Source organism: Streptomyces sp. NPDC038280 (genome assembly GCF_055600045.1).
Map to the genome: position 1 here is coordinate 104794 of NZ_JBVJYZ010000002.1, position 24358 is coordinate 129151.

The 24358-nt window shown below is 70.4% G+C and carries 24 protein-coding genes; 10 read left to right on the forward strand and 14 right to left on the reverse strand.

All coding sequences use genetic code 11. The annotated features are described in order from the left end of the window. Positions 1 to 7: 7 nt before the first annotated feature. Positions 8 to 628, reverse strand: a complete 621-nt coding sequence (gene ctaE / locus ACZ7J0_RS05575; RefSeq protein WP_468705068.1) for an aa3-type cytochrome oxidase subunit III — start codon at positions 626 to 628, stop codon at positions 8 to 10. A gap of 166 nt (positions 629 to 794) precedes the next feature. On the opposite strand from ctaE, the gene ACZ7J0_RS05580 reads away from it, so the two are divergent. Continuing rightward, the gene (locus tag ACZ7J0_RS05580; RefSeq protein WP_470884315.1) at positions 795 to 1196 is read left to right on the forward strand and encodes a hypothetical protein; all 402 of its coding nucleotides are present in this window, start codon (positions 795 to 797) and stop codon (positions 1194 to 1196) included. Between the two features lie 2 nt (positions 1197 to 1198). Here the strand turns inward: ACZ7J0_RS05580 and ACZ7J0_RS05585 are convergent, their stop codons facing one another. From ACZ7J0_RS05585 to ctaC, 4 genes are all read right to left on the reverse strand, one after another. Then, positions 1199 to 2452: a L,D-transpeptidase gene (locus ACZ7J0_RS05585; RefSeq protein ID WP_470884317.1), complete on the reverse strand. Its 1254-nt coding sequence runs from the start codon at positions 2450 to 2452 to the stop codon at positions 1199 to 1201. 112 nt (positions 2453 to 2564) lie between these two features. Beyond that, positions 2565 to 2963: a cytochrome c oxidase subunit 4 gene (locus tag ACZ7J0_RS05590; protein ID WP_470884319.1), complete on the reverse strand. Its 399-nt coding sequence runs from the start codon at positions 2961 to 2963 to the stop codon at positions 2565 to 2567. Next, positions 2960 to 4696, reverse strand: a complete 1737-nt coding sequence (gene ctaD / locus ACZ7J0_RS05595; RefSeq protein WP_470884321.1) for an aa3-type cytochrome oxidase subunit I — start codon at positions 4694 to 4696, stop codon at positions 2960 to 2962. The genes ACZ7J0_RS05590 and ctaD overlap by 4 nt, the downstream gene beginning before the upstream one ends. Continuing rightward, positions 4693 to 5658, reverse strand: coding sequence for an aa3-type cytochrome oxidase subunit II (gene ctaC / locus ACZ7J0_RS05600; RefSeq protein WP_470884322.1), 966 nt, complete (start codon positions 5656 to 5658; stop codon positions 4693 to 4695). The genes ctaD and ctaC overlap by 4 nt, the downstream gene beginning before the upstream one ends. Positions 5659 to 5930: 272 nt before the next feature. Between ctaC and ACZ7J0_RS05605 the strand changes: the two genes are divergently transcribed. Beyond that, positions 5931 to 7358 (forward strand): aminotransferase class V-fold PLP-dependent enzyme, encoded by a 1428-nt coding sequence (locus ACZ7J0_RS05605; protein WP_470884324.1) that lies wholly within the window; start codon positions 5931 to 5933, stop codon positions 7356 to 7358. A 21-nt stretch (positions 7359 to 7379) separates the two neighbouring features. Here the strand turns inward: ACZ7J0_RS05605 and ACZ7J0_RS05610 are convergent, their stop codons facing one another. Then, entirely contained in the window at positions 7380 to 8354 is a 975-nt protein-coding gene (locus ACZ7J0_RS05610) for a carbohydrate kinase family protein (protein WP_470884326.1), read from the reverse strand. Positions 8355 to 8532: 178 nt separating this feature from the next. Between ACZ7J0_RS05610 and ACZ7J0_RS05615 the strand changes: the two genes are divergently transcribed. Both ACZ7J0_RS05615 and ACZ7J0_RS05620 read left to right on the forward strand, forming a co-directional pair. After that, positions 8533 to 8733, forward strand: coding sequence for a hypothetical protein (locus ACZ7J0_RS05615; RefSeq protein WP_470884328.1), 201 nt, complete (start codon positions 8533 to 8535; stop codon positions 8731 to 8733). Positions 8734 to 8820: 87 nt separating this feature from the next. Further along, a complete protein-coding gene (locus tag ACZ7J0_RS05620) occupies positions 8821 to 10314 on the forward strand; it encodes a hypothetical protein (RefSeq protein ID WP_470884330.1) in 1494 nt (497 codons plus the stop codon). Positions 10315 to 10391: 77 nt separating this feature from the next. Here ACZ7J0_RS05620 and ACZ7J0_RS05625 read toward each other — a convergent pair whose 3' ends face one another. After that, positions 10392 to 10748, reverse strand: coding sequence for a HesB/IscA family protein (locus ACZ7J0_RS05625; protein ID WP_018848827.1), 357 nt, complete (start codon positions 10746 to 10748; stop codon positions 10392 to 10394). Positions 10749 to 10991: 243 nt separating this feature from the next. Between ACZ7J0_RS05625 and nadA the strand changes: the two genes are divergently transcribed. Continuing rightward, positions 10992 to 12173, forward strand: coding sequence for a quinolinate synthase NadA (gene nadA / locus ACZ7J0_RS05630; protein WP_470884332.1), 1182 nt, complete (start codon positions 10992 to 10994; stop codon positions 12171 to 12173). 92 nt (positions 12174 to 12265) lie between these two features. Here nadA and ACZ7J0_RS05635 read toward each other — a convergent pair whose 3' ends face one another. The 5 genes from ACZ7J0_RS05635 to ACZ7J0_RS05655 form a co-directional block, all read right to left on the reverse strand. Continuing rightward, the gene (locus ACZ7J0_RS05635; protein WP_470884334.1) at positions 12266 to 15391 is read right to left on the reverse strand and encodes an efflux RND transporter permease subunit; all 3126 of its coding nucleotides are present in this window, start codon (positions 15389 to 15391) and stop codon (positions 12266 to 12268) included. Between the two features lie 169 nt (positions 15392 to 15560). Beyond that, positions 15561 to 16247: a response regulator gene (locus ACZ7J0_RS05640; protein WP_470884336.1), complete on the reverse strand. Its 687-nt coding sequence runs from the start codon at positions 16245 to 16247 to the stop codon at positions 15561 to 15563. Then, complete coding sequence (locus ACZ7J0_RS05645) at positions 16244 to 17500, reverse strand: sensor histidine kinase (RefSeq protein WP_470884338.1); 1257 nt, start codon at positions 17498 to 17500, stop codon at positions 16244 to 16246. Before ACZ7J0_RS05645 ends, ACZ7J0_RS05640 begins: the two co-directional genes overlap by 4 nt. A 105-nt stretch (positions 17501 to 17605) precedes the next feature. Beyond that, positions 17606 to 17887 (reverse strand): PspA-associated protein PspAA, encoded by a 282-nt coding sequence (pspAA, locus tag ACZ7J0_RS05650; protein WP_470884340.1) that lies wholly within the window; start codon positions 17885 to 17887, stop codon positions 17606 to 17608. Positions 17888 to 17898: 11 nt separating this feature from the next. Next, the gene (locus tag ACZ7J0_RS05655; RefSeq protein ID WP_470884342.1) at positions 17899 to 18702 is read right to left on the reverse strand and encodes a PspA/IM30 family protein; all 804 of its coding nucleotides are present in this window, start codon (positions 18700 to 18702) and stop codon (positions 17899 to 17901) included. 285 nt (positions 18703 to 18987) lie between these two features. Here ACZ7J0_RS05655 and ACZ7J0_RS05660 point away from each other — a divergent pair, with 285 nt between their 5' ends. Next, entirely contained in the window at positions 18988 to 19584 is a 597-nt protein-coding gene (locus ACZ7J0_RS05660; RefSeq protein WP_470884344.1) for a DUF3043 domain-containing protein, read from the forward strand. 8 nt (positions 19585 to 19592) lie between these two features. Here ACZ7J0_RS05660 and ACZ7J0_RS05665 read toward each other — a convergent pair whose 3' ends face one another. Beyond that, a complete protein-coding gene (locus ACZ7J0_RS05665; protein WP_470885183.1) occupies positions 19593 to 19826 on the reverse strand; it encodes a hypothetical protein in 234 nt (77 codons plus the stop codon). Here ACZ7J0_RS05665 and ACZ7J0_RS05670 point away from each other — a divergent pair. Together ACZ7J0_RS05670 and ACZ7J0_RS05675 are read left to right on the forward strand one after the other, a co-directional pair. Then, positions 19731 to 20414 carry a class I SAM-dependent methyltransferase gene (locus tag ACZ7J0_RS05670; RefSeq protein ID WP_470885141.1) on the forward strand — a complete coding sequence of 228 codons (684 nt, stop codon included), beginning with the start codon at positions 19731 to 19733 and terminating at the stop codon, positions 20412 to 20414. The two genes, ACZ7J0_RS05665 and ACZ7J0_RS05670, sit on opposite strands and share 96 nt — an antisense overlap. A gap of 79 nt (positions 20415 to 20493) precedes the next feature. Then, positions 20494 to 21567 carry a S1C family serine protease gene (locus ACZ7J0_RS05675; RefSeq protein WP_470884346.1) on the forward strand — a complete coding sequence of 358 codons (1074 nt, stop codon included), beginning with the start codon at positions 20494 to 20496 and terminating at the stop codon, positions 21565 to 21567. Positions 21568 to 21636: 69 nt separating this feature from the next. On the opposite strand, the gene ACZ7J0_RS05680 is transcribed toward ACZ7J0_RS05675, so the two are convergent. Further along, complete coding sequence (locus ACZ7J0_RS05680) at positions 21637 to 21843, reverse strand: hypothetical protein (RefSeq protein ID WP_468705106.1); 207 nt, start codon at positions 21841 to 21843, stop codon at positions 21637 to 21639. A 92-nt stretch (positions 21844 to 21935) separates the two neighbouring features. Here ACZ7J0_RS05680 and ACZ7J0_RS05685 point away from each other — a divergent pair, with 92 nt between their 5' ends. Both ACZ7J0_RS05685 and cobT read left to right on the forward strand, forming a co-directional pair. Then, positions 21936 to 23135: a bifunctional adenosylcobinamide kinase/adenosylcobinamide-phosphate guanylyltransferase gene (locus tag ACZ7J0_RS05685; RefSeq protein WP_470884348.1), complete on the forward strand. Its 1200-nt coding sequence runs from the start codon at positions 21936 to 21938 to the stop codon at positions 23133 to 23135. Between the two features lie 86 nt (positions 23136 to 23221). Then, positions 23222 to 24316 (forward strand): nicotinate-nucleotide--dimethylbenzimidazole phosphoribosyltransferase, encoded by a 1095-nt coding sequence (gene cobT, locus ACZ7J0_RS05690; RefSeq protein ID WP_470884350.1) that lies wholly within the window; start codon positions 23222 to 23224, stop codon positions 24314 to 24316. Positions 24317 to 24358 lie beyond the last annotated feature (42 nt).

Consider the following 24358-nt stretch of genomic DNA (forward strand, 5'->3'; position numbering starts at 1 on the left):
GGTCCGACTACTTGATCATGTAGATCGTGGCGAAGAGGCCGATCCAGACGACATCGACGAAGTGCCAGTAGTAGGACACGACGATGGCGGCGGTTGCCTGCTCGTGAGTGAATCTCTTGGCCGCGTACGTCCTGCCGAGGACCAGCAGGAAGGCGATGAGACCGCCCGTCACGTGCAGGCCGTGGAAGCCGGTCGTCAGGTAGAACACCGAGCCGTACGGGTCCGACGAGAGCGAAAGGCCCTCGTGCTTGACCAGCTCGGTGTACTCGAAGACCTGGCCGCCGATGAAGATCGCACCCATCACGAATGTGATCACGAACCACGCCCTCAGCTTCTTCACGTCGCCCCGCTCCGCGGCGAAGACGCCGAGCTGGCAGGTGAGTGAGGAGAGCACCAGGATCGTGGTGTTGGTAGCCGAGAACGGGAAGTTCAAGGCCGAGGCCTTTTCTGCCCAGAACTCGGCACCCGTCACCGATCGCAGGGTGAAGTACATCGCGAAGAGGGCCGCGAAGAACATCAGCTCGGAACTCAGCCAGATGATGGTTCCGACGCTGGTGAGGTTCGGTCGATTGACCGACGGGTGCGCGTGCCCGGTTTCTACTGTCGTTGCTGTCGCCACGACCGACATTATGTCGGTCGCTTATCCCGCCCTCACTCCGGGGGGTACCGTTCGGAGTGTCAGGGGGGTGTGTCCAGCCCGAACGGCCCATCGAAGCGGTGTCCGAACCGGTGTTGACACGCCGTGGGACGGAGTAGCATCCGGCCCATCGGTTGATGACCTTCACGGAGGAACGATGCAGTCGAGCGCCACGGTTCTGGTCTACAGCGACGACGCGAACACCCGTGCGCAGGTGCGGATGGCCGCCGGGCGAAGGCCCGCTGCCGATGTTCCCCCGGTCGAGTTCATCGAGTGCGCGACACTCCCGGCGGTTCTGGAGCAGCTGGACGGCGGCGGCATCGACGTCTGCGTGCTGGACGGCGAGGCCGTGCCCGCGGGCGGTATGGGCGTGTGCCGGCAGATCAAGGACGAGATCTTCCACTGTCCCCCCGTGCTGCTGCTGATGGGGCGCCCCCAGGACGCCTGGCTGGCGACCTGGAGCCGTGCGGACGCCGCGGTGACCCTCCCCGTCGAACCGGTCGAGTTCGCGGCCGCTCTGGCGGCCCTGCTGCGCACCCGGCCGGCCGTCCGGGCCTGACGCTAGACCGCGGGCCGCAGCCTCGCCTGGTCGGTGGGGCTGCTGCCGTCGCGGGTGCCCGCCAGCAGGGCGCTGCCCTTGCGCCACTTGTCCCAGTTCAGGTTCCAGTCGCCGTAGCCGTTGCCGAACGGGTCCATCTCGGCGCCGTAGCTGTTGATGACCTTGACGATGTCACCCTCGCGGACGTTCTCGAAGAACCAGGCGGCGTTGCTGGTGGACATGCCGGTGCAGCCGTGGCTCACGTTGGCGTAGCCCTGGGCACCGACGGACCACGGCGCGGCGTGGACGTACTCACCGCTCCAGGTGACCCGGGTGGCCCAGTAGACGGGCAGGTCGTAGGACTCGCTGCTGCCCGCGGAGATGCCCACCGTGGTGCTGCGCATCCGGACGTACCGCTCCTTGCCGAGGACCACTTTGATGCCGTTGCGGGTGGAAAAGCCCGGCTTCCCGGTGGTGATCGGAATGGTATTGATCACTTCTCCGTTGCGCAGCACCGTCATCTGGTGACTCGCCGCGTCCGTGATGGCTTCGAGCCGGTCGCCGATCGTGAGCTTCAGGGGCTTGGTGGCGGATCCGTAGAGCTTGTTCGCCACCTTCACGCCGCCGAGATTGCTGGTCGCGGTGACCGTCGCTCCGGTGGGCCAGTAGTCCTTGGGGCGGAAGTGCAGCTTCTTGTCGTCCGCCCAGTGCCAGGCGCCCTCGACGGCGGGTGTGGAACGCACCTTCAGGGACCGCTCGATCGCCGCGCGGGCCGCCTTGTCCTTGACCGGAAGGCTGAGCTCCGCCGTGATGGGCTGCCCGACGCCATATGTGCCCGCCTGCGGGCCGAATGCGACTTTGAGGACCCGCTTGGCCGGTGACGTCGCGAACGTGAGCGTACGGGCGCCGGGAGCGCCCTCCTCGTCCTCGGTCAGGACCTTCAGTGTGTAGTGGGCGCCGGCCGCGAGCGGGGCGGTGGAACGCCAGCGACTGCCGTCGGCGGAGAGTTCGCCGGCCACCCGGTGGCCCGCCTCGTCCACGGCCGTCACGTCCGTGATGCGGCCCTCCTTGCCCTTGGCGGTCACCTCCAGGGGCTTGTCCGGGTCCGCCTTGGCACTGCCGGCGGGCGTGTTGACGACGACCTGCTGCCCGGCGTCGTACGGCGGCGCCGAGAGGGGGTTCTTGTCCGAATCACCGCACGCCGTGGCACTCGCGCCCACGGCGACGACCAGCAGGGTGCAGCTGAGAACGGTGCGGATGCGCGGCGTGTGGTTCATGAGCTCACGGTATGAAGATTCGCCCGTTCCAGCGCGCGGAGTGACTGCAAACGAAGGACCCGGGCCACCCCCTGGAGGGGGGTGGCCCGGGTCCTTCTCGGTACTGCGTCCGCTACTGGTTCTGGTTCTCACCGCGGTAGAACTCGAAGACCCAGCCGAACAGGCCGACGAGGATCAGCGGCGCGGAGAAGTACACCAGCCACCAGCCCATGGCGATGCCCAGGAAGGCGAGCGCGCCACCGATGGCCAGCGACAGCGGCTGCCAGCTGTGCGGGGCGAAGAAGCCCAGCTCACCGGCCTCGTCCGCGACATCGGCCTCCTTGTTGTCCTGAGCCATGGCGTCCACTCGCCGGGCCGTGAAGGCCAGGTAGTAGCCGATCATGATGCTCAGGCCGAAGGCCAGGAAGAGCGCCGTCGTACCGGCCGGCTCCTTCGACCACACGCCATAGAGAATCGCCATGGCGAGGATGAAGACGCTCAGCCAGATGAACATCTTGCCCTGGATCTTCACTTGCCGGCCTCCTTGTCACCAGCGAGGGCACTGGCACCGTGGCCGGCGTGCTCGAGCTGGTCGAGAGCGGCGATCTCCGGGTGGTGCAGGTCGAACGCCGGGGATTCGGAACGGATCCGCGGCAGCGTGAGGAAGTTGTGCCGCGGCGGCGGGCAGGACGTCGCCCACTCCAGCGAGCGGCCGTAGCCCCACGGGTCGTCGATCTCGATCTTCTTGCCGTACTTCGCCGTCTTCCAGACGTTGTACAGGAAGGGCAGGATCGACAGGCCCAGCAGGAACGAGCTGATCGTGGAGATGGTGTTCAGCGCGGTGAAGCCGTCGGCGTCGAGGTAGTCCGCGTACCGGCGCGGCATGCCTTCCGCACCCAGCCAGTGCTGCACCAGGAACGTGCCGTGGAAGCCGATGAACAGCGTCCAGAAGGTGATCTTGCCGAGGCGCTCGTCCAGCATCTTGCCCGTGAACTTCGGCCACCAGAAGTGGAATCCGGCGAACATCGCGAAGACCACGGTGCCGAAGACGACGTAGTGGAAGTGCGCGACGACGAAGTACGAGTCGGAGACGTGGAAGTCCATCGGGGGCGAGGCCAGGATGACACCGGTCAGACCACCGAAGGTGAAGGTGACCAGGAAGCCGATGGTCCAGAGCATCGGTGTCTCGAAGGACAGCGAGCCCTTCCACATCGTGCCGATCCAGTTGAAGAACTTCACGCCGGTCGGTACGGCGATGAGGAACGTCATGAAGGAGAAGAACGGCAGGAGCACACCGCCGGTGACGTACATGTGGTGGGCCCACACGGTCACGGACAGGCCGGCGATACCGATGGTCGCGGCCACCAGACCGATGTAACCGAACATCGGCTTGCGGCTGAACACCGGGATGACTTCGGAGACGATTCCGAAGAACGGCAAGGCGATGATGTACACCTCTGGGTGTCCGAAGAACCAGAAGAGGTGTTGCCACAGCAACGCGCCGCCGTTACTGGCGTCGAAGACATGCGCACCGAACTTGCGGTCCGCCTCCAGGGCGAACAGCGCGGCCGCCAGCACCGGGAAGGCGAGCAGGACCAGCACACCGGTCAGCAGCACGTTCCAGGTGAAGATCGGCATCCGGAACATCGTCATGCCGGGAGCGCGCATGCAGATGATCGTGGTGATGAAGTTGACCGAGCCGAGGATCGTGCCGAAGCCGGAGAAGGCCAGACCCATGATCCACATGTCGGCGCCGACACCCGGCGAGCGGACGGCGTCCGACAGCGGGGAGTAGGCGAACCAGCCGAAGTCGGCCGCACCCTGCGGGGTGAGGAAGCCGGCCACCGCGATGATCGAGCCGAAGAGGTACAGCCAGTACGCGAACATGTTCAGCCGCGGGAACGCCACGTCGGGCGCGCCGATCTGCAGCGGCATGATCCAGTTCGCGAATCCGGCGAACAGCGGCGTCGCGAACATCAGCAGCATGATCGTGCCGTGCATCGTGAACGCCTGGTTGAACTGCTCGTTCGACATGATCTGCGTACCCGGACGGGCCAGCTCGGCGCGCATGAAGAGCGCCATGAGACCGCCGATGCAGAAGAACACGAACGAGGTGACCAGGTACATCGTGCCGATGGTCTTGTGGTCGGTGGTGGTCAGCCACGTCACCACCACATTGCCCGGCTGCTTGCGCCGTACCGGCAGCTCGTTCTCGTAAGAGTCTTCAGCCGCGGCGGCACCCTGGGGTTCGTTGAGGATGCTCACAGTTTGTTCGTCTCCGCATTCCTGGCCGGGTCCGTCTGCTCAATGCCCGACGGGATGTAGCCGGTCTGCCCCTTCTCGGCCAGCTCCTTCAGGTGCTGCTGGTAGCGCTCCGGGGAGACCACCTTGACGTTGAAGAGCATCCGGGAGTGGTCGACGCCGCAGAGCTCGGCGCACTTGCCCATGAAGGTGCCCTCGCGCGTCGGGGTCACCTCGAAGGAGTTGGTGTGACCCGGGATGACGTCCTGCTTCATCAGGAAGGGGACCACCCAGAAGGAGTGGATGACGTCACGAGAGGTCAGGACGAACCGGACCTTCTCTCCCTTGGGCAGCCACAGGGTCGGACCCGGGTTGCCGTTCTGCGGGTTCCGCGTGCCGGGGATACCGGCGTCGTAGACACCGCCGGCGTTCGCCGGGAAGTCCTGCTGGAACCTGTCCGGGATGGCCTTGAGGTTCTTGTCCTTCGTCGCGTCACCCGTGGAGCCGGGGACGTTCTCGACGTAGTTGAAGCCCCAGCTCCACTGGTAGCCGACCACGTTCACGGTGTGGGCCGGCTTGTCGGAGAGCGAAAGGAGCTTCGACTCATCACGCGCGGTGAAGTAGAAGAGCACCGAGACGATGATGAGCGGCGTCACCGTGTACAGCGCCTCGATGGGCATGTTGTACCGGGTCTGAGGCGGAACCTCGACCTTGGTACGGCTGCGCCGGTGGAAGATGACCGCCCAGAGGATGAGACCCCAGACCAGCACGCCCGTGGCGAGCGCAGCCGCCCACGAGCCCTGCCAGAGGGAGAGGATCCGAGGAGCCTCTTCCGTCACTGGGGTGGGCATTCCGAGGCGGGGGAAATCTTCCCAGTTGTACGAGCAACCGGAGGCGGTAGCCAGGATCAGGCCCGCAGTCAGCACCTGCGGCAGCTTCCGCCGCATCGGGCGCCGCGACGAGCGGTCGGAGCCGTTGGGACTCACGTAGCGCCTTCCCGAGAGTCTCGCCCGCGCTGGTCGGCTACGGCCGTCTCGCTGGTCGGTCGCCGCCCTGGCCGCGGGCAGGGGTTTGGATGTTTATGCGGACCAAACCCTACTGGACGCTATTTGGGGTCGCGCGGGGAGGGTGCCCAACGCGCCGCCCGACTCCCCGAAGGGGTGGACTCCATGGTTCCGCAGGGCTCCGAGGGGGGACCGACCGGCCCTCGGACGCGCCCATCTGACGGCCCCTCCAGGGCGGGGGTTAGCGTGGACACGTGCCCTATTTCGATGCCGCTTCCGCCGCTCCGCTGCACCCCGTGGCCCGCCAGGCCCTGCAGGCCGCGCTCGACGAGGGCTGGGCCGACCCGGCCCGGCTCTACCGCGAGGGGCGGCGCGCCCGGCTGTTGCTGGACGCCGCCCGGGAGGCCGCCGCCGAGGCCGTGGGGTGCCGTCCCGACGAACTCGTCTTCACTCCTTCGGGGACGCGCGCGGTTCACTCGGGGATCTCCGGAGCCCTCGCGGGGCGTCGGCGTGTCGGGGACCATCTGGTGGTGTCCGCCGTGGAGCACTCCTCCGTCCTGCACGCCGCCGCCGATCACGAGCTGGCCGGCGGGACGGTGACCGAGGTGCCGGTGAGCCGGGAGGGGGCGGTGGACCCGGCCGGGTACGCGGCGGCGCTGCGCGAGGACACCGCCCTGGCCTGCCTCCAGTCCGCCAACCACGAGGTGGGTACCGAGCAGCCGGTGGCGCGGGTCGCCGAGGCGTGCCGGGCGGCGGGCGTCCCGCTTCTCGTGGACGCGGCGCAGTCGCTCGCCTGGGGCCCGGTGGAAGGTGATTGGTCGCTGCTGGCGGCAAGTGCCCACAAATGGGGAGGCCCTGCGGGCGTGGGGCTGCTCGCGGTGCGCAAGGGAGTGCGGTTCGCCGTCCAAGGCCCGGCGGACGAGCGGGAGTCGGGGCGGGCGGCCGGCTTCGAGAACATCCCGGCGATCGTGGCGGCGGCGGCTTCGCTGCGGGCGGTGCGCGCCGAGGCGGTGGAGGAGGGCGTCCGGCTGCGGGCGCTGGTGGACCTGATCCGTACCCGGGTGCCGGAGCTGGTGCCGGATGTCGAGGTGGTCGGCGATCCCCGGCGCCGGCTCCCGCACCTCGTCACCTTCTCGTGTCTCTATGTCGACGGGGAGACGCTGCTGCACGAGCTGGACCGGGAGGGTTTCTCCGTTTCATCCGGTTCGTCGTGTACGAGTTCCACACTGACGCCGAGCCATGTGCTGCGGGCGATGGGGGTGCTGTCCGAGGGGAACGTGCGGGTGTCCCTGCCGCCGGGGACCGCGGCCGGCGATGTGGACCGTTTCCTGGAGGTCCTGCCGGGGGTGGTGGCGGGCGTACGCCAGAACCTGGGCGTGCCGGCCTCCGCCGCTTCCGCCCCGGCCACCGCCGGCGCCCCTCGAACGGCCGACGCCCCGGGCGGCTCCCCCGTCGCCGGCAGCCTCGTCGTGGACGCGCTCGGCAGGCGCTGCCCCATCCCGGTGATCGAGCTGGCCAAGGTGATCGGGGACGTACCCGTCGGCGGGACCGTCACGGTCCTCTCGGACGACGAGGCGGCCCGGCTGGACATCCCCGCGTGGTGCGAGATGCGCGGGCAGGAGTACGTCGGCGAGCGGCCGGCGGACCGCGGTGTCGCGTACGTGGTCCGCCGGGTCGCGTGACGGCGCGGGCGCGCCGCCGGACTACGGGATGTGCTTCTGGACCTCGGAAGCGGCCACGTCGCCGTACGCCTTGGTGAAGCGCTCCATGAAGTTGGCGCGGCGCAGGGTGTACTCCTGCGTGCCGAGCGTCTCGATCACCAGCGTGGCGAGCATGCAGCCCACCTGGGCCGCGCGCTCCAGGCCGACGCCCCAGGAGAGGCCGGAGAGGAATCCCGCCCGGAAGGCGTCGCCGACGCCGGTGGGCTCGACCTTGCGCTCCTCCTCCGGGCAGCCGACCTCGATCGGGTCCTCGCCGAGACGCTCGATGCGGACGCCGCGTGATCCCAGCGTGGTGACCCGGTGGCCGACCTTCCCCAGGATCTCCTCGTCGGTCCAGCCGGTCTTGGACTCGATGAGGCCCTTCTCGTACTCGTTGGAGAAGAGGTAGGTCGCGCCCTCCAGGAGGGTGCGGATCTCGTCGCCGTTCATCCGGGCGATCTGCTGCGAGAAGTCGGCCGCGAAGGGGATCGCGCGGGCCTTGCACTCCTCGGTGTGGCGCAGCATCGCCTCGGGGTCGTCCGCGCCGATCAGGACCAGGTCGAGGCCGCCGACGCGGTCGGCGACGGCCTTCAGCTCGATCTGCCGGGCCTCGCTCATCGCGCCGGTGTAGAAGGAGCCGATCTGATTGTGGTCGGCGTCGGTGGTGCAGACGAAGCGCGCGGTGTGCAGCACCTCGGAGATGCGGACCGAGCCGGTGTCGACACCGTGGCGGTCGAGCCAGGCGCGGTACTCGTCGAAGTCCGAGCCGGCCGCGCCGACGAGGATCGGACGGGCGCCGAGCTGCCCCATGCCGAAGCAGATGTTGGCGCCGACGCCTCCCCTGCGTACGTCGAGGTTGTCGACGAGGAACGAGAGCGAGACCGTGTGCAGCTGGTCCGCGACGAGCTGGTCCGCGAACCGGCCCGGGAAGGTCATGAGGTGGTCGGTGGCGATGGAGCCGGTGACTGCGATACGCATCGGCGAGGCGCTCCTGTGGAATTGAAAAGGAGCGCGCGCGGCGCTCCTGCAAGGGAGGCGGTGAGTGACGGCGGGAGTTGCCAATTGAGGCTACCTGGCCGAAAGGCCCGCCTGAAGTGCGGAAACTACCCCAGAGTAGGCCTTTTTTCCGTGGGCCCGGCGTGCGTACGGTGCGGCTATGGCGAAGCACACCGCTCTTCGTGAGCAGCAGGAGACCGAGATCACTCTCGCGCAGCTGTGCGGGGACAGCGCGCGCATGGTGCGCCACTGGGCTGTGCCGGCGGTGGGCTCCCCCGCGCCGGTGCCTCCCTCGCTGATCCATGGCGTCGTCGTGCCGCCCGCGTCGGCCCGGCTGATCGAGCCCCTGATGAACCCCTGACGGCGCACGCGGGGAACCGTGCGCTGCCGCGTTCCGTCCCATCGGTGTCTCCCGTCAAGGGAACACGACAGATGAAGGAGCGATGCGGTGAGCGGTACGGAGCCCACGCAGTCCACGCCGGAGAAGCCGCGGCGGAGGTGGTCGCCGCTCGTGGTCGCCTCGGTGACCGCGGCGGTCCTGCTCGCCGGGGGCGGCGGGGTGTATTTCACGACGGCCGCGTCCGACGGTGGCCGTACGGACGACCGGCCCGGCGCGGCCGACGCGGGGCGCACTCCCCCGCCACTGCGTCTCGACGGGTCGGGTGACGGGCCGGGGCCCGGTATCGCGCCGGGTGAGCCGGATCCGTCCGGGACGGTCTACCGGGCCAAGGGCAAGCTGCCGGCCGGCCCGGAGTCGGCCCCCGTCCACCGGGCGAAGGGCCGGGTCACCCAGGACGAGGTGGCGCGCCTGGCGAAGGCCCTCGGAGTGGGGGGCACGCCGCGGCTGGAGGGCCCGGTGTGGAAGATCGCCCCGCCGAAGGACGGTTTCGGGCCCCTGCTGGAGGTCCGGGCGGAAGCGCCCGGGACATGGTCGTTCACTCAGTACGACGGTGGGCCCCGCGACGACAACTGCCTGAAGGGCAAGCCGTGCGGTGGCGGTACGACGCCGGGCACGGGCGGTACGCCGGTGAGCGAGGAGGCGGCGAAGAAGGCCGCGGCCGGGGTACTGAAGGCGGTGGGGCAGCCGGACGCCGAGCTGGACGCGAGCCAGGTGATGGGCGCGGTCCGGGTGGTGAACGCCGATCCGGTCGTCGGCGGGCTGCCGACCTACGGCTGGTCGACGGGTGTCCATGTCGGTCCCGACGGCCGGCTGGTGGGTGGAAGCGGCCGGCTGGAGAAGCCGGTCAAGGGCGATGTCTATCCGGTGATCGGCGCTGCCGAGGCGCTGAAGCAGCTGAACGAGGCGGCACGGGGAGCGGGCCCGGGCGACATCGGCGGCTGCGCCACGGATCCCCCGGCGGCGCAGGACGAGAAGCCCGCGGGTCTGTCCGGAACGGCCGGCCTCGCGGCGCCGACCACCCCGGCGGCGCCGTGCCAGGTGGCGCCCGACCGGATCGCGCCTCAGGAGATGACGGTCACCAAGGCGGTCTTCGGTCTGGCCGCGCAGCTGGTGGACGGCCGGCAGGCGCTCGTGCCGTCCTGGCTGTTCGAGGTGGAGCCGAAGGCCGGGGCCCGGCCCTTCACGGTGGCGCAGACCGCCGTGGCGCCGCGGTATCTGTCGCCGAGGCCCACGCCGACCCCGACACCGGTCCCGGTGCCGTCCGACGACGCGGCGCCGCCGCGGCAGATCCAGTCGTACTCCGTGGAGGGCCGGACGCTCTCCGTCACCTTCTGGGGCGGTGTGTGCAGTAACTACGCCGTCCGGGCGGACGAAAGCGCGGCGCGGGTCTCGCTGACCATCACGGAGACGCCCCTCAAGCACGACCGGGCCTGTATCGCGATGGCGGTGGAGGTGACGAAGACGGTCACGCTCAAGGAGCCGCTGGGCGGCCGGCAGGTCGTGGACGCGGCGAGCGGCTCACGGGTCCCGCAGGTGGGCTGAGCCCGCGCGGCACCTGTCCGGACGCACGAAAGCGGCGGCCCCCGGTGGACCGGGGGCCGCCGCCGACGCGTCGCCGCTTAGCTGAACGAGTCGCCGCAGGCGCAGGAGCCCGTGGCGTTCGGGTTGTCGATCGTGAAGCCCTGCTTCTCGATCGTGTCGACGAAGTCGATCGAGGCGCCGCCCAGGTACGGGGCGCTCATGCGGTCGGTGACGACCTTGACGCCGTCGAAGTCCTTCACGACGTCACCGTCGAGCGAACGCTCGTCGAAGAACAGCTGGTAACGAAGGCCGGAGCAGCCGCCGGGCTGAACGGCGACACGCAGTGCCAGGTCGTCGCGGCCTTCCTGGTCGAGCAGGGCCTTGACCTTGGCCGCGGCGGCGTCAGACAGGAGGATGCCGTCGCTGACAGTGGTCTTCTCGTCCGATACGGACATCTGCTTCTCTCCCGGGTTGTACGGAGACTGCTTGCCGACGGTTGCAACCGGCGGGGCCGCGGATTCATTCCAAGCCGAGGCTTGCGTTTCCCTTTCATGCTCGCACACCCCGCCCTGGGCAAGCACCGGTCCGTGGAGAGGTGATGTGTCACATCGACACTATGGCCATCGTCAAAGTGACGTGAAGCAGTTATGATAGATAGCGTCAAATAGACGAGAAGGCCTGTCTGCAGAGAAGAAAAGGTGCGTGACGTGACCACCGCCCAGCCCCTGGATGTCCAGCCGTCGCCCCTCGCGCTGCTGCTTCTCGGCCGCGAGGCCGACCCGAAGAGCGAGCGCGGCGTGGAGTGCCCCGGCGACCTTCCCTCGCCGTCCGACCCGGACCTGGTGGAGCGCGCCCGTGCGGCCAAGGAGAAGCTCGGGGACAAGGTCTTCGTCCTGGGGCACCACTACCAGCGCGACGAGGTCATCCAGTTCGCGGACGTCACCGGCGACTCCTTCAAGCTGGCGAAGGACGCGGCCGCCAAGCCGGAGGCCGAGTACATCGTCTTCTGCGGTGTGCACTTCATGGCCGAGTCGGCGGACATCCTGACGTCCGACGACCAGAAGGTCGTGCTGCCCGACCTGGCGGCGGGCTGCTCGATGGCCGACATGGCCACCGCCGAGCAGGTCGCCGAGTGCTGGGACGTGCTGACCGAGGCCGGCGTCGCCGAGCAGGTCGTGCCCGTCTCGTACATGAACTCCTCCGCCGACATCAAGGCCTTCACCGGCAAGCACGGCGGAACGATCTGCACCTCCTCGAACGCCAAGCGGGCCCTGGACTGGGCCTTCGAGCAGGGAGAGAAGGTGCTGTTCCTGCCGGACCAGCACCTCGGCCGGAACACCGCGGTGCGCGAGATGGGCATGTCGCTCGAGGACTGCGTGCTGTACAACCCGCACAAGCCCAACGGCGGTCTGACCGTCGAGGAGCTGCGCAACGCCAAGATGATCCTCTGGCGCGGCCACTGCTCGGTGCACGGCCGGTTCTCCCTGGACTCGGTCAACGACGTGCGGGAGCGGATCCCGGGCGTCAACGTGCTGGTGCACCCCGAGTGCAAGCACGAGGTCGTGGCCGCCGCGGACTACGTGGGCTCGACGGAGTACATCATCAAGACGCTGGAGGCGGCCCCGGCCGGCTCCAAGTGGGCCATCGGCACCGAGCTGAACCTGGTCCGCCGGGTGGCGAACGCGCACCCCGACAAGGAGATCGTCTTCCTCGACAAGACGGTCTGCTTCTGCTCGACGATGAACCGCATCGACCTGCCGCACCTGGTGTGGACGCTGGAGTCACTGGCCGAGGGCAACCTGGTCAACCGGATCCAGGTCGACCGGGAGACGGAGAGCTTCGCGAAGCTGGCCCTGGAGCGGATGCTGGCGCTTCCGTAGCCAGAAGCGGTCGTACGTGAATGAGGGGCGCCCCGCCGTCGCGGAGCGCCCCTCACACGTGTCCGGCCCGAAGGCGGGCCGGCGCCGGGGGATCAGGCGTTGGCCGGCTCCGGGGACTCCGACGGGGTCGCGGCGCCCGACTTCCGCTCCCGCTTCGCCGCCTTCTTCTTCGCGCGGCGCTCCTTGCGGAGTTCGACCATCGCGTAGAGCGTCGGGACCAGCAGCAGCGTCAGCAGCGTCGAGGTGATCAGACCGCCGATCACCACCACCGCCAGCGGCTGCGCGATGAAGCCGCCCTCGCCGGTGACGCCCAGGGCCATCGGCAGCAGCGCGAAGATCGTCGCCAGGGCCGTCATCAGGATCGGGCGGAGCCGGTGGCGGCCGCCCTCGACGACCGCTTCGACGACGCCCAGACCCTGGGCCCGGTACTGGTTGATCAGGTCGATCAGGACGATCGCGTTGGTCACCACGATGCCGATGAGCATCAGCAGACCGATCATCGCCGGGACGCCCATCGCCGTTCCGGTCAGGATCAGCAGACCGATCGCGCCCGTCGCCGCGAAGGGGATGGACACCAGCAGGATCAGCGGCTGGACCAGGGACTTGAAGGTCGCGACCAGCAGCATGAACACGATCGCGATCGCCGCCAGCATCGCGAGGCCCAGCTTCAGGAACGCCTCGCTCTGGTCCTCCGAGACACCGCCGATGGAGGCGGTGGCGCCCTCCGGCAGGTCCAGCGAGCTGATCTTCGACTGGAGCGCCGAGCTCACCGCACCGGTGTTGTCCCCGGTCGGCTTCGCGGTGATCGTCGCGGCCCGCGAGCCGTCGATCCTGGTCATCGAGACCGGGCCCGGGACCAGCTTCACCTCGGCGATGTCGCCCAGCTTCACCGGGCCGAGGGGCAGCGCCTTCAGCTCGTCCAGCGTCTTCGCCGGCCGGGCCGACGTGATGACGATGTCCCGCTCGGTGTCGTCGAGGATCGCCTTGCCCGACGGGGTGCCGCGGACCGCCTGCGCCACCGCCATGCCGAGGGTCGCCTCGTTGAAGCCGGCCTCCGCCGCCTTCGCGGTGGCCCTGACCGAGATCCGCGGCACCGACTGCGACAGATCGCTCTGCACGTCGGTGACGTCGTCGAGCTTGGAGACCGCGGCACGGACCTCTTCGGAGGCCTTCTTCAGCGTCTGCGCGTCCGGCGCCTTCACCACGACGCTCAGGTCCTGGCTGCCGAAGCCGTCGCCGGCCGCGATCGTCGTGTCGCCGATGCCGTCGAGCCTGCCCAGCGCCTCGTCGATGCGGTCGCGGGTCTTCTCGTACGACGCCGAGTCCTCCAGGGTCACCTGGTACGAGGCCTGGTTGGCGCCCGTACCGCCGCCGAAGGCAGCCATGAAGCCGGAGGAGCCGACGGTGACCTGATAGTCCTTCACCCCGTCGACCGAGGCCAGCACCTTCTCGACCTTCTTCGACGCCGCGTCGGCCGCCTCCAGGCTGGTGCCGGCCGCGAGCTCCTGCTTGATGGAGAGGACTTCCTGCTCGCCCTGGTCGAAGAAGTTCGTCTTCAGCAGCGGCGCCATGCCGAAGGTGCCCACGAGCACCACGATCGCGAGGGCGACGCTGGTGAGGCGGCGGCGGGTGGCGAACCGGAGCACCGGGACGTACATCCGCTGGAGCCTGCTGCGGCTCTCCTTCTCCTCGGCGACGCGCCGCGCCTCGTCGGGGTCCTCGGAGGTGCCCTTGGGGGCGCGCAGGAACCAGAACGAGAGGACCGGGACGACCGTCAGCGAGACGAGCAGCGAGGCCAACAGGGCCGCGGTCACCGTCAGGCTGAACGAGCCGAACAGCTCGCCCACCATGCCGCCGACCAGGCCGATCGGCAGGAACACGGCCACGGTGGTCAGCGTGGAGGAGGTGACCGCGCCGGCGACCTCGCGGACGGCGGTCAGGATCGCCGCCTGGCGCTCCTCGCCGTAGCCGAGGTGCCGCTTGATGTTCTCCAGGACCACGATCGAGTCGTCGACGACCCGGCCGATCGCGATCGTCAGGGCGCCCAGCGTCAGCATGTTGAGGGAGAGGTCCCTCGTCCACAGCACGATGAGGGCGAGGACCACCGACAGCGGGATGGAGACCGCGGTGACCAGGGTGGAGCGCAGCGAGGCCAGGAACACCAGGATGACGAGGACGGCGAAGACCAGGCCGAGCGCGCCCTCCGTGGTGAGGCCGGAGATGGACTTGGAGACGGCCGGGCCCTGGTCGGAGACGACCGTGAGCTCGGCGCCGGCGCCCAGGTCCTTGCGGAGCCCGGGCAGCTTGTCCTTGACCGCTTCGGAGATGGCGACGGCACTGCCGTCGTTGTCCATGGTGGCCATCACGGCGAGGCTGGGCCTGCCGTTCGTCCGGGTGAGGGAGACCCGCTGGGACTCCTGCTGCTTCACGGTGGCGATGTCCCCGAGGCGGACCGGCGTGCCCTTGCCGGGTGCCGCCGGGGCGATCCGCAGGTCCTCGATCTGCTTCAGGGAGGTGAAGCCGCCGCCGACCTGGACCGTACGGCTCTTGCCCGCCTCAGAGAAGGAGCCGGCCGGGATCGTCGCGCCGCCCGACTTCAGGGCCTCGCCGAGCGCCATGGAGGTGATTCCGGCGGCCGCGAGCTTCGTGTCGTCGGGGGTGACCGAGACCTGGAGGTCCTGGACGCCGTCGATGGAGACCTGGCCGACCCCGTCGATGTCCTCCAGCGCCGGGACGACCGTCCGCTCCAGCTGATCGGCGAGAGCCTGCTGGTCCTTGTCGGAGGTCACGGCGAGGACGACGGTCGGGATGTCGTCCGTCGAACCGGCGACGACCTGCGGGTCGACGGTGTCCGGGAGCTGGATCCGGGCGCGGTTCACGGCCTGCTGGACATCGGCGACGAGCTGTTTGGTGCCCTCGTCCCCGTAGTCGAAGGTGGCCATGATCACGGCGTTGCCCTCGGACGCCGTGGAGGTGATGCCCTTGATGCCGTCGACGGCCTTGATGGTGTTCTCGAGCGGTTCGACGACCTGCTTCTCCACCACATCGGGGGACGCGCCCTGGTAGGGGGCGAGGACCGAGACCATCGGGAGTTCGATGGAGGGCAGCAGCTGCTGCTTCAGCTGCGGGATGGCGATCGCTCCGAAGACGATCGCGACGATCGAGATCAGCCCTATCAGGGCCCGTTGCGCGAGGCTGAATCTGGACAGCCAGGACATGGGGTCTCTCTTCTGTGGCGTACTCGGCAGGTGGGCACCTGAGGCGGCCCGTCCGTGGGCACCAATGGCCCGCTTATACGATCTGCCATTCCCGGGGGGTATCCGTCGGCCGCAGGTCCAGATTCCTTACGTCCCGCATACCGCGCCTGGAGTACGCCGGCAGCGCCTCCTACTCCACCCTTGGACGTACCAGGCCCGATTCGTACGCGATGACCACCAATTGGGCACGGTCGCGCGCGCCGAGTTTCGCCATCGCACGGTTCACATGGGTCTTGACGGTGAGCGGGCTGACTTCCAGGCGGTCCGCGATCTCGTCGTTGGAGTGCCCGCCGGCGACGAGGACGAGGACCTCCCGTTCCCGTACGGTCAGCGCGGCGAGCCGCTCCGAGTGGGCGCTGGAATCCTGGCCGGGCTCCGAACTTCCGCCCTGGGCGAGGAACTTGGCGATCAGTCCCTTGGTCGCCACGGGCGAGAGCAGTGCCTCACCGGCGGCGGCGATCCGGATGGCGCTGAGGAGTTCGTCCGGCTCCGCGCCCTTTCCGAGGAAGCCGGAGGCGCCCGCGCGCAGCGACTGCACGACGTACTCGTCGACCTCGAAGGTGGTCAGCATGACCACCCGTACGTCCGACAGCTCCGGATCCGCGCTGATCAGGCGGGTGGCGGCGAGGCCGTCGGTGCCCGGCATCCGGATGTCCATGAGGACGACGTCGGCCTTCTCGGAGCGGGCGAGGGTGACGGCCTCGGCCCCGTCGGCCGCCTCCCCGACGACCTCCATGTCGGGCTCGGAGTTCACGAGGACCTTGAACGCGCTGCGCAGCAGCGCCTGGTCGTCGGCGAGCAGCACCCTGATCGTCATGCGTCCCCCTCCGGATGGGCCTTGAGGGGCAGTATCGCCTGGACGCGGAAGCCGCCGCCGTAGCGGGGGGCGGCGGTGAGGGTGCCGCCGAGCGCGGTGACGCGTTCGCGCATGCCGATGAGTCCGTGGCCGCCGGTGTCCCGGCCGGGAGCCTGCCGGCCGGGGGCCTCGGAGGCGCCGTTGTCGAGGACGGTGACCTCGACGGTCCTGCCGACCCGGACGACGCTCACCTCGGCCTTGGCGTCCGGGCCTGCGTGCTTGCGTACGTTGGTCAGCGCCTCCTGGATGATCCGGTAGGCGGCGAGGTCGACGGCGGCGGGCAGCCGGGTGTCGTGGTCGGTGCGAGCCAGATCGACGGGGAGCCCGGCGTGCCGGAAGGTGTCGAGCAGTCCGTCGAGGACGCCGAGACCGGGTGCCGGCTCGGTGGGGGCCTCCGGGTCGCCGGACTGGCGCAGCAGGCCCACGGTGGCCCGCAGCTCGTTCAGGGCGGAGCGGCTGGCGTCCCGCACGTGCGCGAGGGCTTCCTTGGCCTGGTCGGGACGCTTGTCCATGACGTGGGCCGCGACGCCGGCCTGGACGTTGACCAGGGCGATGTGGTGGGCGACGACGTCATGGAGGTCGCGGGCGATCCGCAGGCGCTCCTCGGCGACGCGGCGCTTGGCCTCCTCGTCCCGGGTGCGTTCGGCCCGCTCGGCGCGCTCGCGTATCGCGTCGACGAAGGCACGGCGGCTGCGGACGGCGTCCCCGGCGGCCGCGGCCATGCCGGTCCAGGCGAAGATGCCGAGGTTCTCCTGGGTGTACCAGGGGGTGGTGCCGAAGAACATCGCGGCGCCGGTGAGCACGGCCATCGTGAGCAGGCCGACGCGCCAGGTGGTGGGGCGGTCGGTACGGGCGGCGACCGTGTAGAGCGCGATGACCGCGCTCATCGCGACCGGGGCGGGCGGGTCGCCGCCGGCCACCAGTTCGACGACGCTGACGGCGCCGGTGAAGAGGAGCACGCCGAGCGGGTTGCGCCGCCGCAGTACGAGCGCGCCGGCCCCGAGCAGCATCAGCAGCAGGCTGCGGATCTCCGGCGTCCGGGTCCCGAAGGTCGGCCCGTGCGGCCCGTGCGGGTCGGCGAACGACCCGGCCACCATGCACACGAGCACGGCGAGGGCCAGGCCCCCGTCGAAGGCGAGCGGGTGCGCCCGCAGCCAGCACCGGGTCCGCGTGAGCCCACTGCCGAGGGCGGTCGAGGTCGTCACGCCAAGCAACGGTACGGCGTGCGCGGAGCGGCCGTGGGCGCCCCTCCCCTCGAACCGCAGCGCCCCCGTGGCCTGGGGCCTCGGGGGCGCTGCGGGTGTTGGAGGTGGGGCCGGTCAGAAGGAGGGGATCAGACCCTCGTCGCCCAGCATGGCGCGCACCTCTTCGAGGGTCGCGTCCGGGGCCGGGAGGATCAGTTCGGAGGGTTCCAGGGCGTCGTCCGGGAGCGGGTCGCCCAGCTCACGGACCCGGTGCAGGAGTGCGTGGAGCGTGCGGCGGAATCCGTCGTCGTCGCCCCCCTGCATCTCCCGCAGCAGCTCGTCGTCGAGCTTGTCCAGTTCGGCGAGGTGGCTGTCGGCCAGCCTCACCTGGCCCTCCCCCATGATCCTCACGATCATGACGCCGTCCCTTACTGCTTGTCGAACTTCGGGTGGGAGGACTGCTGGGGCTGGTCCTGCGGGGTCGCCCCGCCGGCCGCGCCGCCTTCGATGGCCTGCTGCGACGTCGGGCCCCCGGCCAGCTCCGCCTTCATCCGCTGGAGCTCCAGCTCCACGTCCGTACCGCCGGACAGCCGGTCGAGCTCCGCCTGGATGTCGTCCTTCTGGAGGCCGGACTGGTCGTCGAGCGCGCCCGAGGCGAGGAGCTCGTCGATCGCGCCGGCCCGCGCCTGCAGCTGCGCGGTCTTGTCCTCGGCGCGCTGGATCGCGACGCCGACGTCGCTCATCTCCTCCGAGATGCCGGAGAAGGACTCCGCGATCCGGGTCTGCGCCTGCGCCGCCGTGTACGTGGCCTTGATGGTCTCCTTCTTCGTGCGGAAGGCGTCGACCTTGGCCTGGAGCCGCTGCGCCGCGAGCGTCAGCTTCTCCTCCTCGCCCTGCAGTGTCTGGTGCTGCACCTCGAGGTCGGTGACCTGCTGCTGCAGCGCCGCCCTGCGGGACAGCGCCTCGCGCGCCAGGTCCTCGCGGCCGAGCGCCAGCGCCTTGCGGCCCTGGTCCTCCAGCTTGGAGGACTGGCCCTGGAGCTGGTTCAGCTGCAGCTCCAGGCGCTTGCGCGAGGTCGCCACGTCGGCGACGCCCCGGCGCACCTTCTGGAGCAGCTCCAGCTGCTTCTGGTAGGAGTAATCGAGGGTCTCGCGCGGATCCTCGGCCCGGTCAAGGGCCTTGTTTGCCTTCGCGCGGAAGATCATCCCCATACGCTTCATGACACCGCTCATGGGCTTCGCGCGCCCCCTTCTGACGGACTCGGCTCAAGCACTCCAACAGAACCCACAGTACGGGCCCTGCATCCATTACCGCACTGTTCGAGGACGGATGTGCTCCTCCCCAAGGACGACTGCGTACGGGGTCCGCTCCGGCGCGAGGAGTAGGCGGCCCTCAGGGATCCCGTGCGGTGCCGTCCGTTCTGGCCCGGTACGGACGCTGGTAGGGACGCAGCTCGTTGCCGGATCGTTCCCCGCCGGGGTGGGGTCCATGCGTCCTACCCCGTACCCTTGGGTTTTGTGTTCCGTAGCCGTTCCAAGGAAGAGAAGGCCCCCACCGACAAGGTGACGGCGGACCTCTCCAAGCAGCCCCGCGACCCCGAGGCCCCCAAGGGCCGCCCGACCCCGAAGCGGAGTGAGGCCCAGACCCAGCGCCGCCGTACGTCGACGGCACCGACCGACCGCAAGGAGGCCATGCGCCGCCAGCGCGAGGCCCGCCGTGTCGATCTCGCCAAGCAGCGCGAGGCGCTGGCCAGCGGTGACGAGCGTTATCTGCCGGCTCGCGACAAGGGCCCGGTCCGCCGCTTCGTGCGCGACTTCGTCGACTCGCGCTTCTGCATCGCGGAGTTCTTCCTCCCGATGGCCGTGGTGATCCTGGTCCTGTCCATGATCAGGGTCGGTCAGCTGCAGAACATCTCGCTGCTGCTGTGGCTCGGTGTGATCGTGATGATCGTCATCGACTCGATCGGCATCACGATCCGGCTCAGGAAGCAGCTGAACGAGCGCTTCCCGAACGAGTCGAAGCGCGGCGCTGTCGCCTACGGCCTGATGCGTACGCTCCAGATGCGTCGACTGCGGCTGCCGAAGCCCCAGGTCAAGCGCGGAGAGCGGCCCTGAGCACCCACCTATGCGACTCCGGTGAGACCGGCACGCCCGGTGAGCTCTCCGGCTTCGGAGGCGCTCCGGCGCACTGGGCGGCCGGCTCCGGCGGGCTGCGCGACACCGTCCGCCAGGAGCTCGTCGCCCGCCAGCTCGACGAGCAGATAGCCGCCCGCTACCCCGTGGGGCAGCGGCTGCGGATACTCGACGTCGGCATGGGCCAGGGCACCCAGGCCCTGCGTCTGGCCAGGGGTGGACACACCGTGACCGGCCTGGAGGCCGACGCGGAACTGCTGAAGGCGGCCCGTGAGGCCCTCGCCACCGAGCCCGCCGGCATCCGCGAGCGGGTCCGGCTGATCGAGGGCGACGGCCGTGAGACCGGGGTGCACTTCCTGCCGGGCAGCTTCGACGTGGTTCTCTGCCACGGCGTGCTGATGTACGTGAACGAGCCGGACGCGCTGCTCGCGGGCCTGGCCCGGATGCTGGCGCCCGGCGGCCTGCTGTCCCTGGTCGTACGGAACGCGGAGGCGCTGGCCATGCGGCCGGGCCTGGCAGGGGACTGGGCCGGCGCGACCGCCGCCTTCGACTCGGACACGTACGCCGACCGGCTGGGCCAGAAGGTCCGCGCCGACCGGTTGGACGCGCTGACCTCGACGCTCGCCGGGATCGCGGCGCCCCTGCACGCCTGGTACGGCGTACGGGTCTTCACCGACGGTGTGCCGAACGACGTGGGGCTGCCCGCCGCCGCGGAGCTGGAGCGGCTGCTGGCGGCCGAGGACCGGGCGGGGCGCACGGAGCCGTACCGCAGGATCGCGGCGCTGCTGCATCTGTGCGGCGTGCGCGGCTGAAAGCGGTGGCGGGACGACCGACGCCTGATCGGCGGTCTAAGTCAGGACGTGTCGGGGGGACCGAAGTGACACTTCAGGCATGGATTCCTCTGCGCTCGTCCGACACAGTGCCCGCGCCCTGCCGCCCCTGACGGCGGCTGTCTGCGCCGTCGCCCTTGTCGCGGGCTGCTCCGGCGGCTCCGCCGAGGAGGCGGGCCGGCCCTCGACGCAGGCGGCGGCCCCGATGGCCGACAACGAGCTGGAGACCGACTACCAGACCGTGATCAAGGACGTGCTGCCGTCGGTCGTGCAGATCGAGGCGGGCAACAGCCTCGGGTCCGGAATCATCTACGACGCCAAGGGACACATCGTCACCAACGCGCATGTGGTGGGCGAGGAGCGGACCTTCAAGGTCACCGTCGCCACGGGCGGGGCCGCGCTGACCGCGAAGCTCGTCTCCAGCTATCCCGACCAGGATCTCGCGGTCATCAAGCTGGACGACGTGCCGCAGGGGCTCAAGCCGGCGAAGTTCGGCGACTCCTCCAAGGTGGAGGCCGGGCAGATCGTCCTGGCGATGGGATCGCCGCTCGGTCTGTCCAGCAGTGTCACCCAGGGCATCGTGTCGGGCACCGGCCGGACGGTCAGCGAGGGCCGGACGGCCGGCGGCACGGGCGCGACCATCGCCAACATGGTGCAGACCTCGGCCGCGATCAACCCGGGCAACAGCGGGGGCGCGCTGGTGAACCTGGACGGCGAGATCATCGGCATCCCGACGCTCGCGGCGACCGACCCTGAGCTGGGCGGCAGCGCGGCGCCGGGCATCGGCTTCGCGATCCCGGTGTCGATGGTCAGGACCGTCGCCGACCAGATCGTCAAGGACGGCAAGGTGACGGACTCGGGCCGGGCGGCACTGAACATCACCGGCCGTACGGTGCTCGACGACGCCTACCAGCCGGCCGGGGTGGCCATCGTCGAGGTGACGCGGGGCGGCGCGGCCGAGAAGGCGGGGCTGCGGCCCGGGGACATCATCACCAAGCTCGGCTCCGAGCCGATCACGACGATCACCTCCCTCTCGGAGGCGCTGGCCTCCGCCGAGCCGGGCCAGAAGGTCACCGTGGCCTACACACGCGGAGGAGCCTCGAGGACGGCCGCGGTCGTCCTGGGCGAGATCTGACGGGGCTACGGGTCCGGCGGGGCGCCGGGGTCTCCGGGCAGGAGGCCCCGGCGCGAGCAGGGCCGCTGCCTACGACTCAGGGTTCAGACTCATCGGGCCGTAGATCTTCGTCGCGTCCTCGAACAGCGTCACCTGCGTCGCCCCGCCGTCCAGCAGGGCCTTCCAGGTCTCACCGATCCACGACTCCGCGTCCCCCTGCGTCGTGAACTCCTCCGGCTCCACGGCCGGCTGGACCTCCGTCCCGTCGGACTTCTCGAACCGCCACGTCCATGCCATGTCCGCCTCCCGAGTCCCGCCAGGTGATCAGTTTCCTGCCCGCAGCGTAGCCGGGCGCGCACCCGGCGCGGTGACGCGGGAGGATCGTTCTCGTGGAACTGACTCTGCTCGGCACCGGAGCCCCCGGCGGGCTCCCCCGCCCCGACTGCCCCTGCGCCGCGTGCGCGTCCGCCCGAGGCGCGTTCGCGCGGGCCGCCACCGCGCTGCTCGTGGACGGTGCGCTGCTGCTCGATCTGACACCTGGGGCCGCGCTGGCCGCCGCCCGGTCGGGGCATTCGCTCGTGGGCGTGCGGCAGGTGCTGCTGACGCATCCGCACGAGGGGCCCGCCATGGAGCTGCCCGCCGCGCTGCCGGCCGCCGGGCGGGTGCCGGACGGCGCGGAGTTGACGCTGATCAGCGGGCACCGGGTGCGGGCGGTGGCGATGGACTCGCCGGGCACGGGGTACGAGGTGACCTCGCCGGAGGGCGAACGGCTGCTCTATCTGCCGCCGGGCGGCGCCCCGGCGGGGCTGCCGGACGACCACCGCACGTACGACATGGTCGTCGCCGATGTGACCGGCCGGCCCGACGGCCTGGCGCGGCTGCGGGCCACGGGCGCCGTCGGTCCGGCGACGGATGTCGTCGCCGTGCACCTGGACCACGACGTGCCGCCGGGGCCCGAGCTGGCCAGGCGGCTGGCGGCGGCCGGGGCGCGGGCCGTCCCGGACGGGACCACGCTGCTCGTCGGCGAGTACCAGGACGTGCCCGACGTGCCCCGGCGCACGCTCGTGACGGGCGGGGCCAGATCGGGCAAGTCGCTGGAGGCGGAGCGGCGCCTGGAGACGTTTCCCGAGGTGGTGTACGTGGCGACGGGCGGCAGCCGGGACGGGGACGCCGAGTGGGCGTCCCGGGTGAGCCTGCACCGCGAGCGCCGGCCGTCCTCCTGGCGTACGGCCGAGACCTGCGACCTGGTCCCGCTCCTCACCGGCGAGGGGCCCGCGCTGCTGATCGACTGTCTGTCGCTGTGGCTCACGGACGCGATGGACCGGGCGGGCGCCTGGGACGACGACACCTGGCTGAAGGGCGGTCAGGACGCCCTGCGGGAGCGCGTGGACGAGCTGGTGGCGGCGGTGCGGGCGACGCCCCGGACCATCGTCGCGGTGACGAACGAGGTCGGTTCCGGGGTGGTGCCCGCCACGGCGTCGGGCCGCCGGTTCCGTGACGAACTGGGCCGGTTGAACGCCGCCTTCGCCGATGAGTGCGAGCACGTCCTGCTGGTCGTCTCGGGTCAGGCGCTGCCGCTGCGCGGCTGACTCCGCCGACTCCGCGGGCGGACGCGGGCTGCCGGTACTGTTCGACGAATGTGCTGGCTGCTGATGACGTCTCAAGGCGGAACCCTGTGAACCTGGACGACTTCTCCGACCTGATCGAACGCCCCGACAACGGGATGCGCCGCGACGCCGAGGAGCGCCGTGCGCGCCTGGCCGTGGCCCCCGGCACGCTCGGGCGGCTCGACGAGCTGGGCGAGTGGCTCTCGGCCGCGCAGGCCTCGGTACCGGTCAAGGCGATCGAACAGCCACGTGTGGTGCTGTTCGCCGGCGACCACGGTGTGGCGCGTCTCGGTGTCTCGGGCCGGCCGGCCGGGACGGCCCATGAGCTCGTACGGTCCGTGCTGGACGGCGCGAGCCCGGTCGCGGTCCTGGCCCGGCGCATGAACGTTCCGGTGCGGGTGGTCGACGCGGGTCTGGACTGCGACCCGGAGCTGCTGCCCGCCGATGTGGTGCGCCACCGGGTGCGGCGCGGCAGCGGCCGTATCGACATCGAGGACGCCCTGAGCGCCGAGGAGGCCGAGCGTGCGGTGCGCCTCGGCATGGCGATCGCCGACGAGGAGGCCGACTCGGGCACCGACCTGGTGGTGCTCGGCGATCTGAGCGTGGGCGGCACCACGCCCGCCTCGGCGCTGATCGCGGCGCTGTGCGGCACGGACGCCTCGGTGGTGACCGGGCGCGGGGGCGCGGGCATCGACGATCTGGCCTGGATGCGCAAGTGCGCGGCGATCCGTGACGCGTTGCGGCGGGCCCGTCCCGTGCTCGGCGACCAGCTGGAGCTGCTGGCGGCGGTCGGCGGCGCGGATCTGGCGGCGACGACCGGATTCCTGCTGCAGAGCGCGGTGCGGCGGATGCCGGTCATTCTGGACGGTGTGGTCTCGGCGGCCTGCGCGCTGGTGGCCCAGCGGGCCGCGTTCCGGGCGCCGGACTGGTGGCTGGCGGGACAGGTGACCGGTGAGCCGGCGCAGGTGAAGGCGCTGGACCGGATGGCACTCAACCCCCTGCTCGACCACGGCGTCACTGTGGGAGAGGGAACCGGGGCACTGCTGGCCCTTCCCCTTGTCCAGGCTTCCGCCGCGCTCGCCGCGGAGCTGCCCGAACTGCCGGAGCCCCCGGCGGCGGAGCAGAAGGCGGAGGACGTGACAGAGGACAAGGCGGAGGAGTAACGGACCGAGCGCCGGTACGGCCGCCACTCGTCGTCGGCGGCC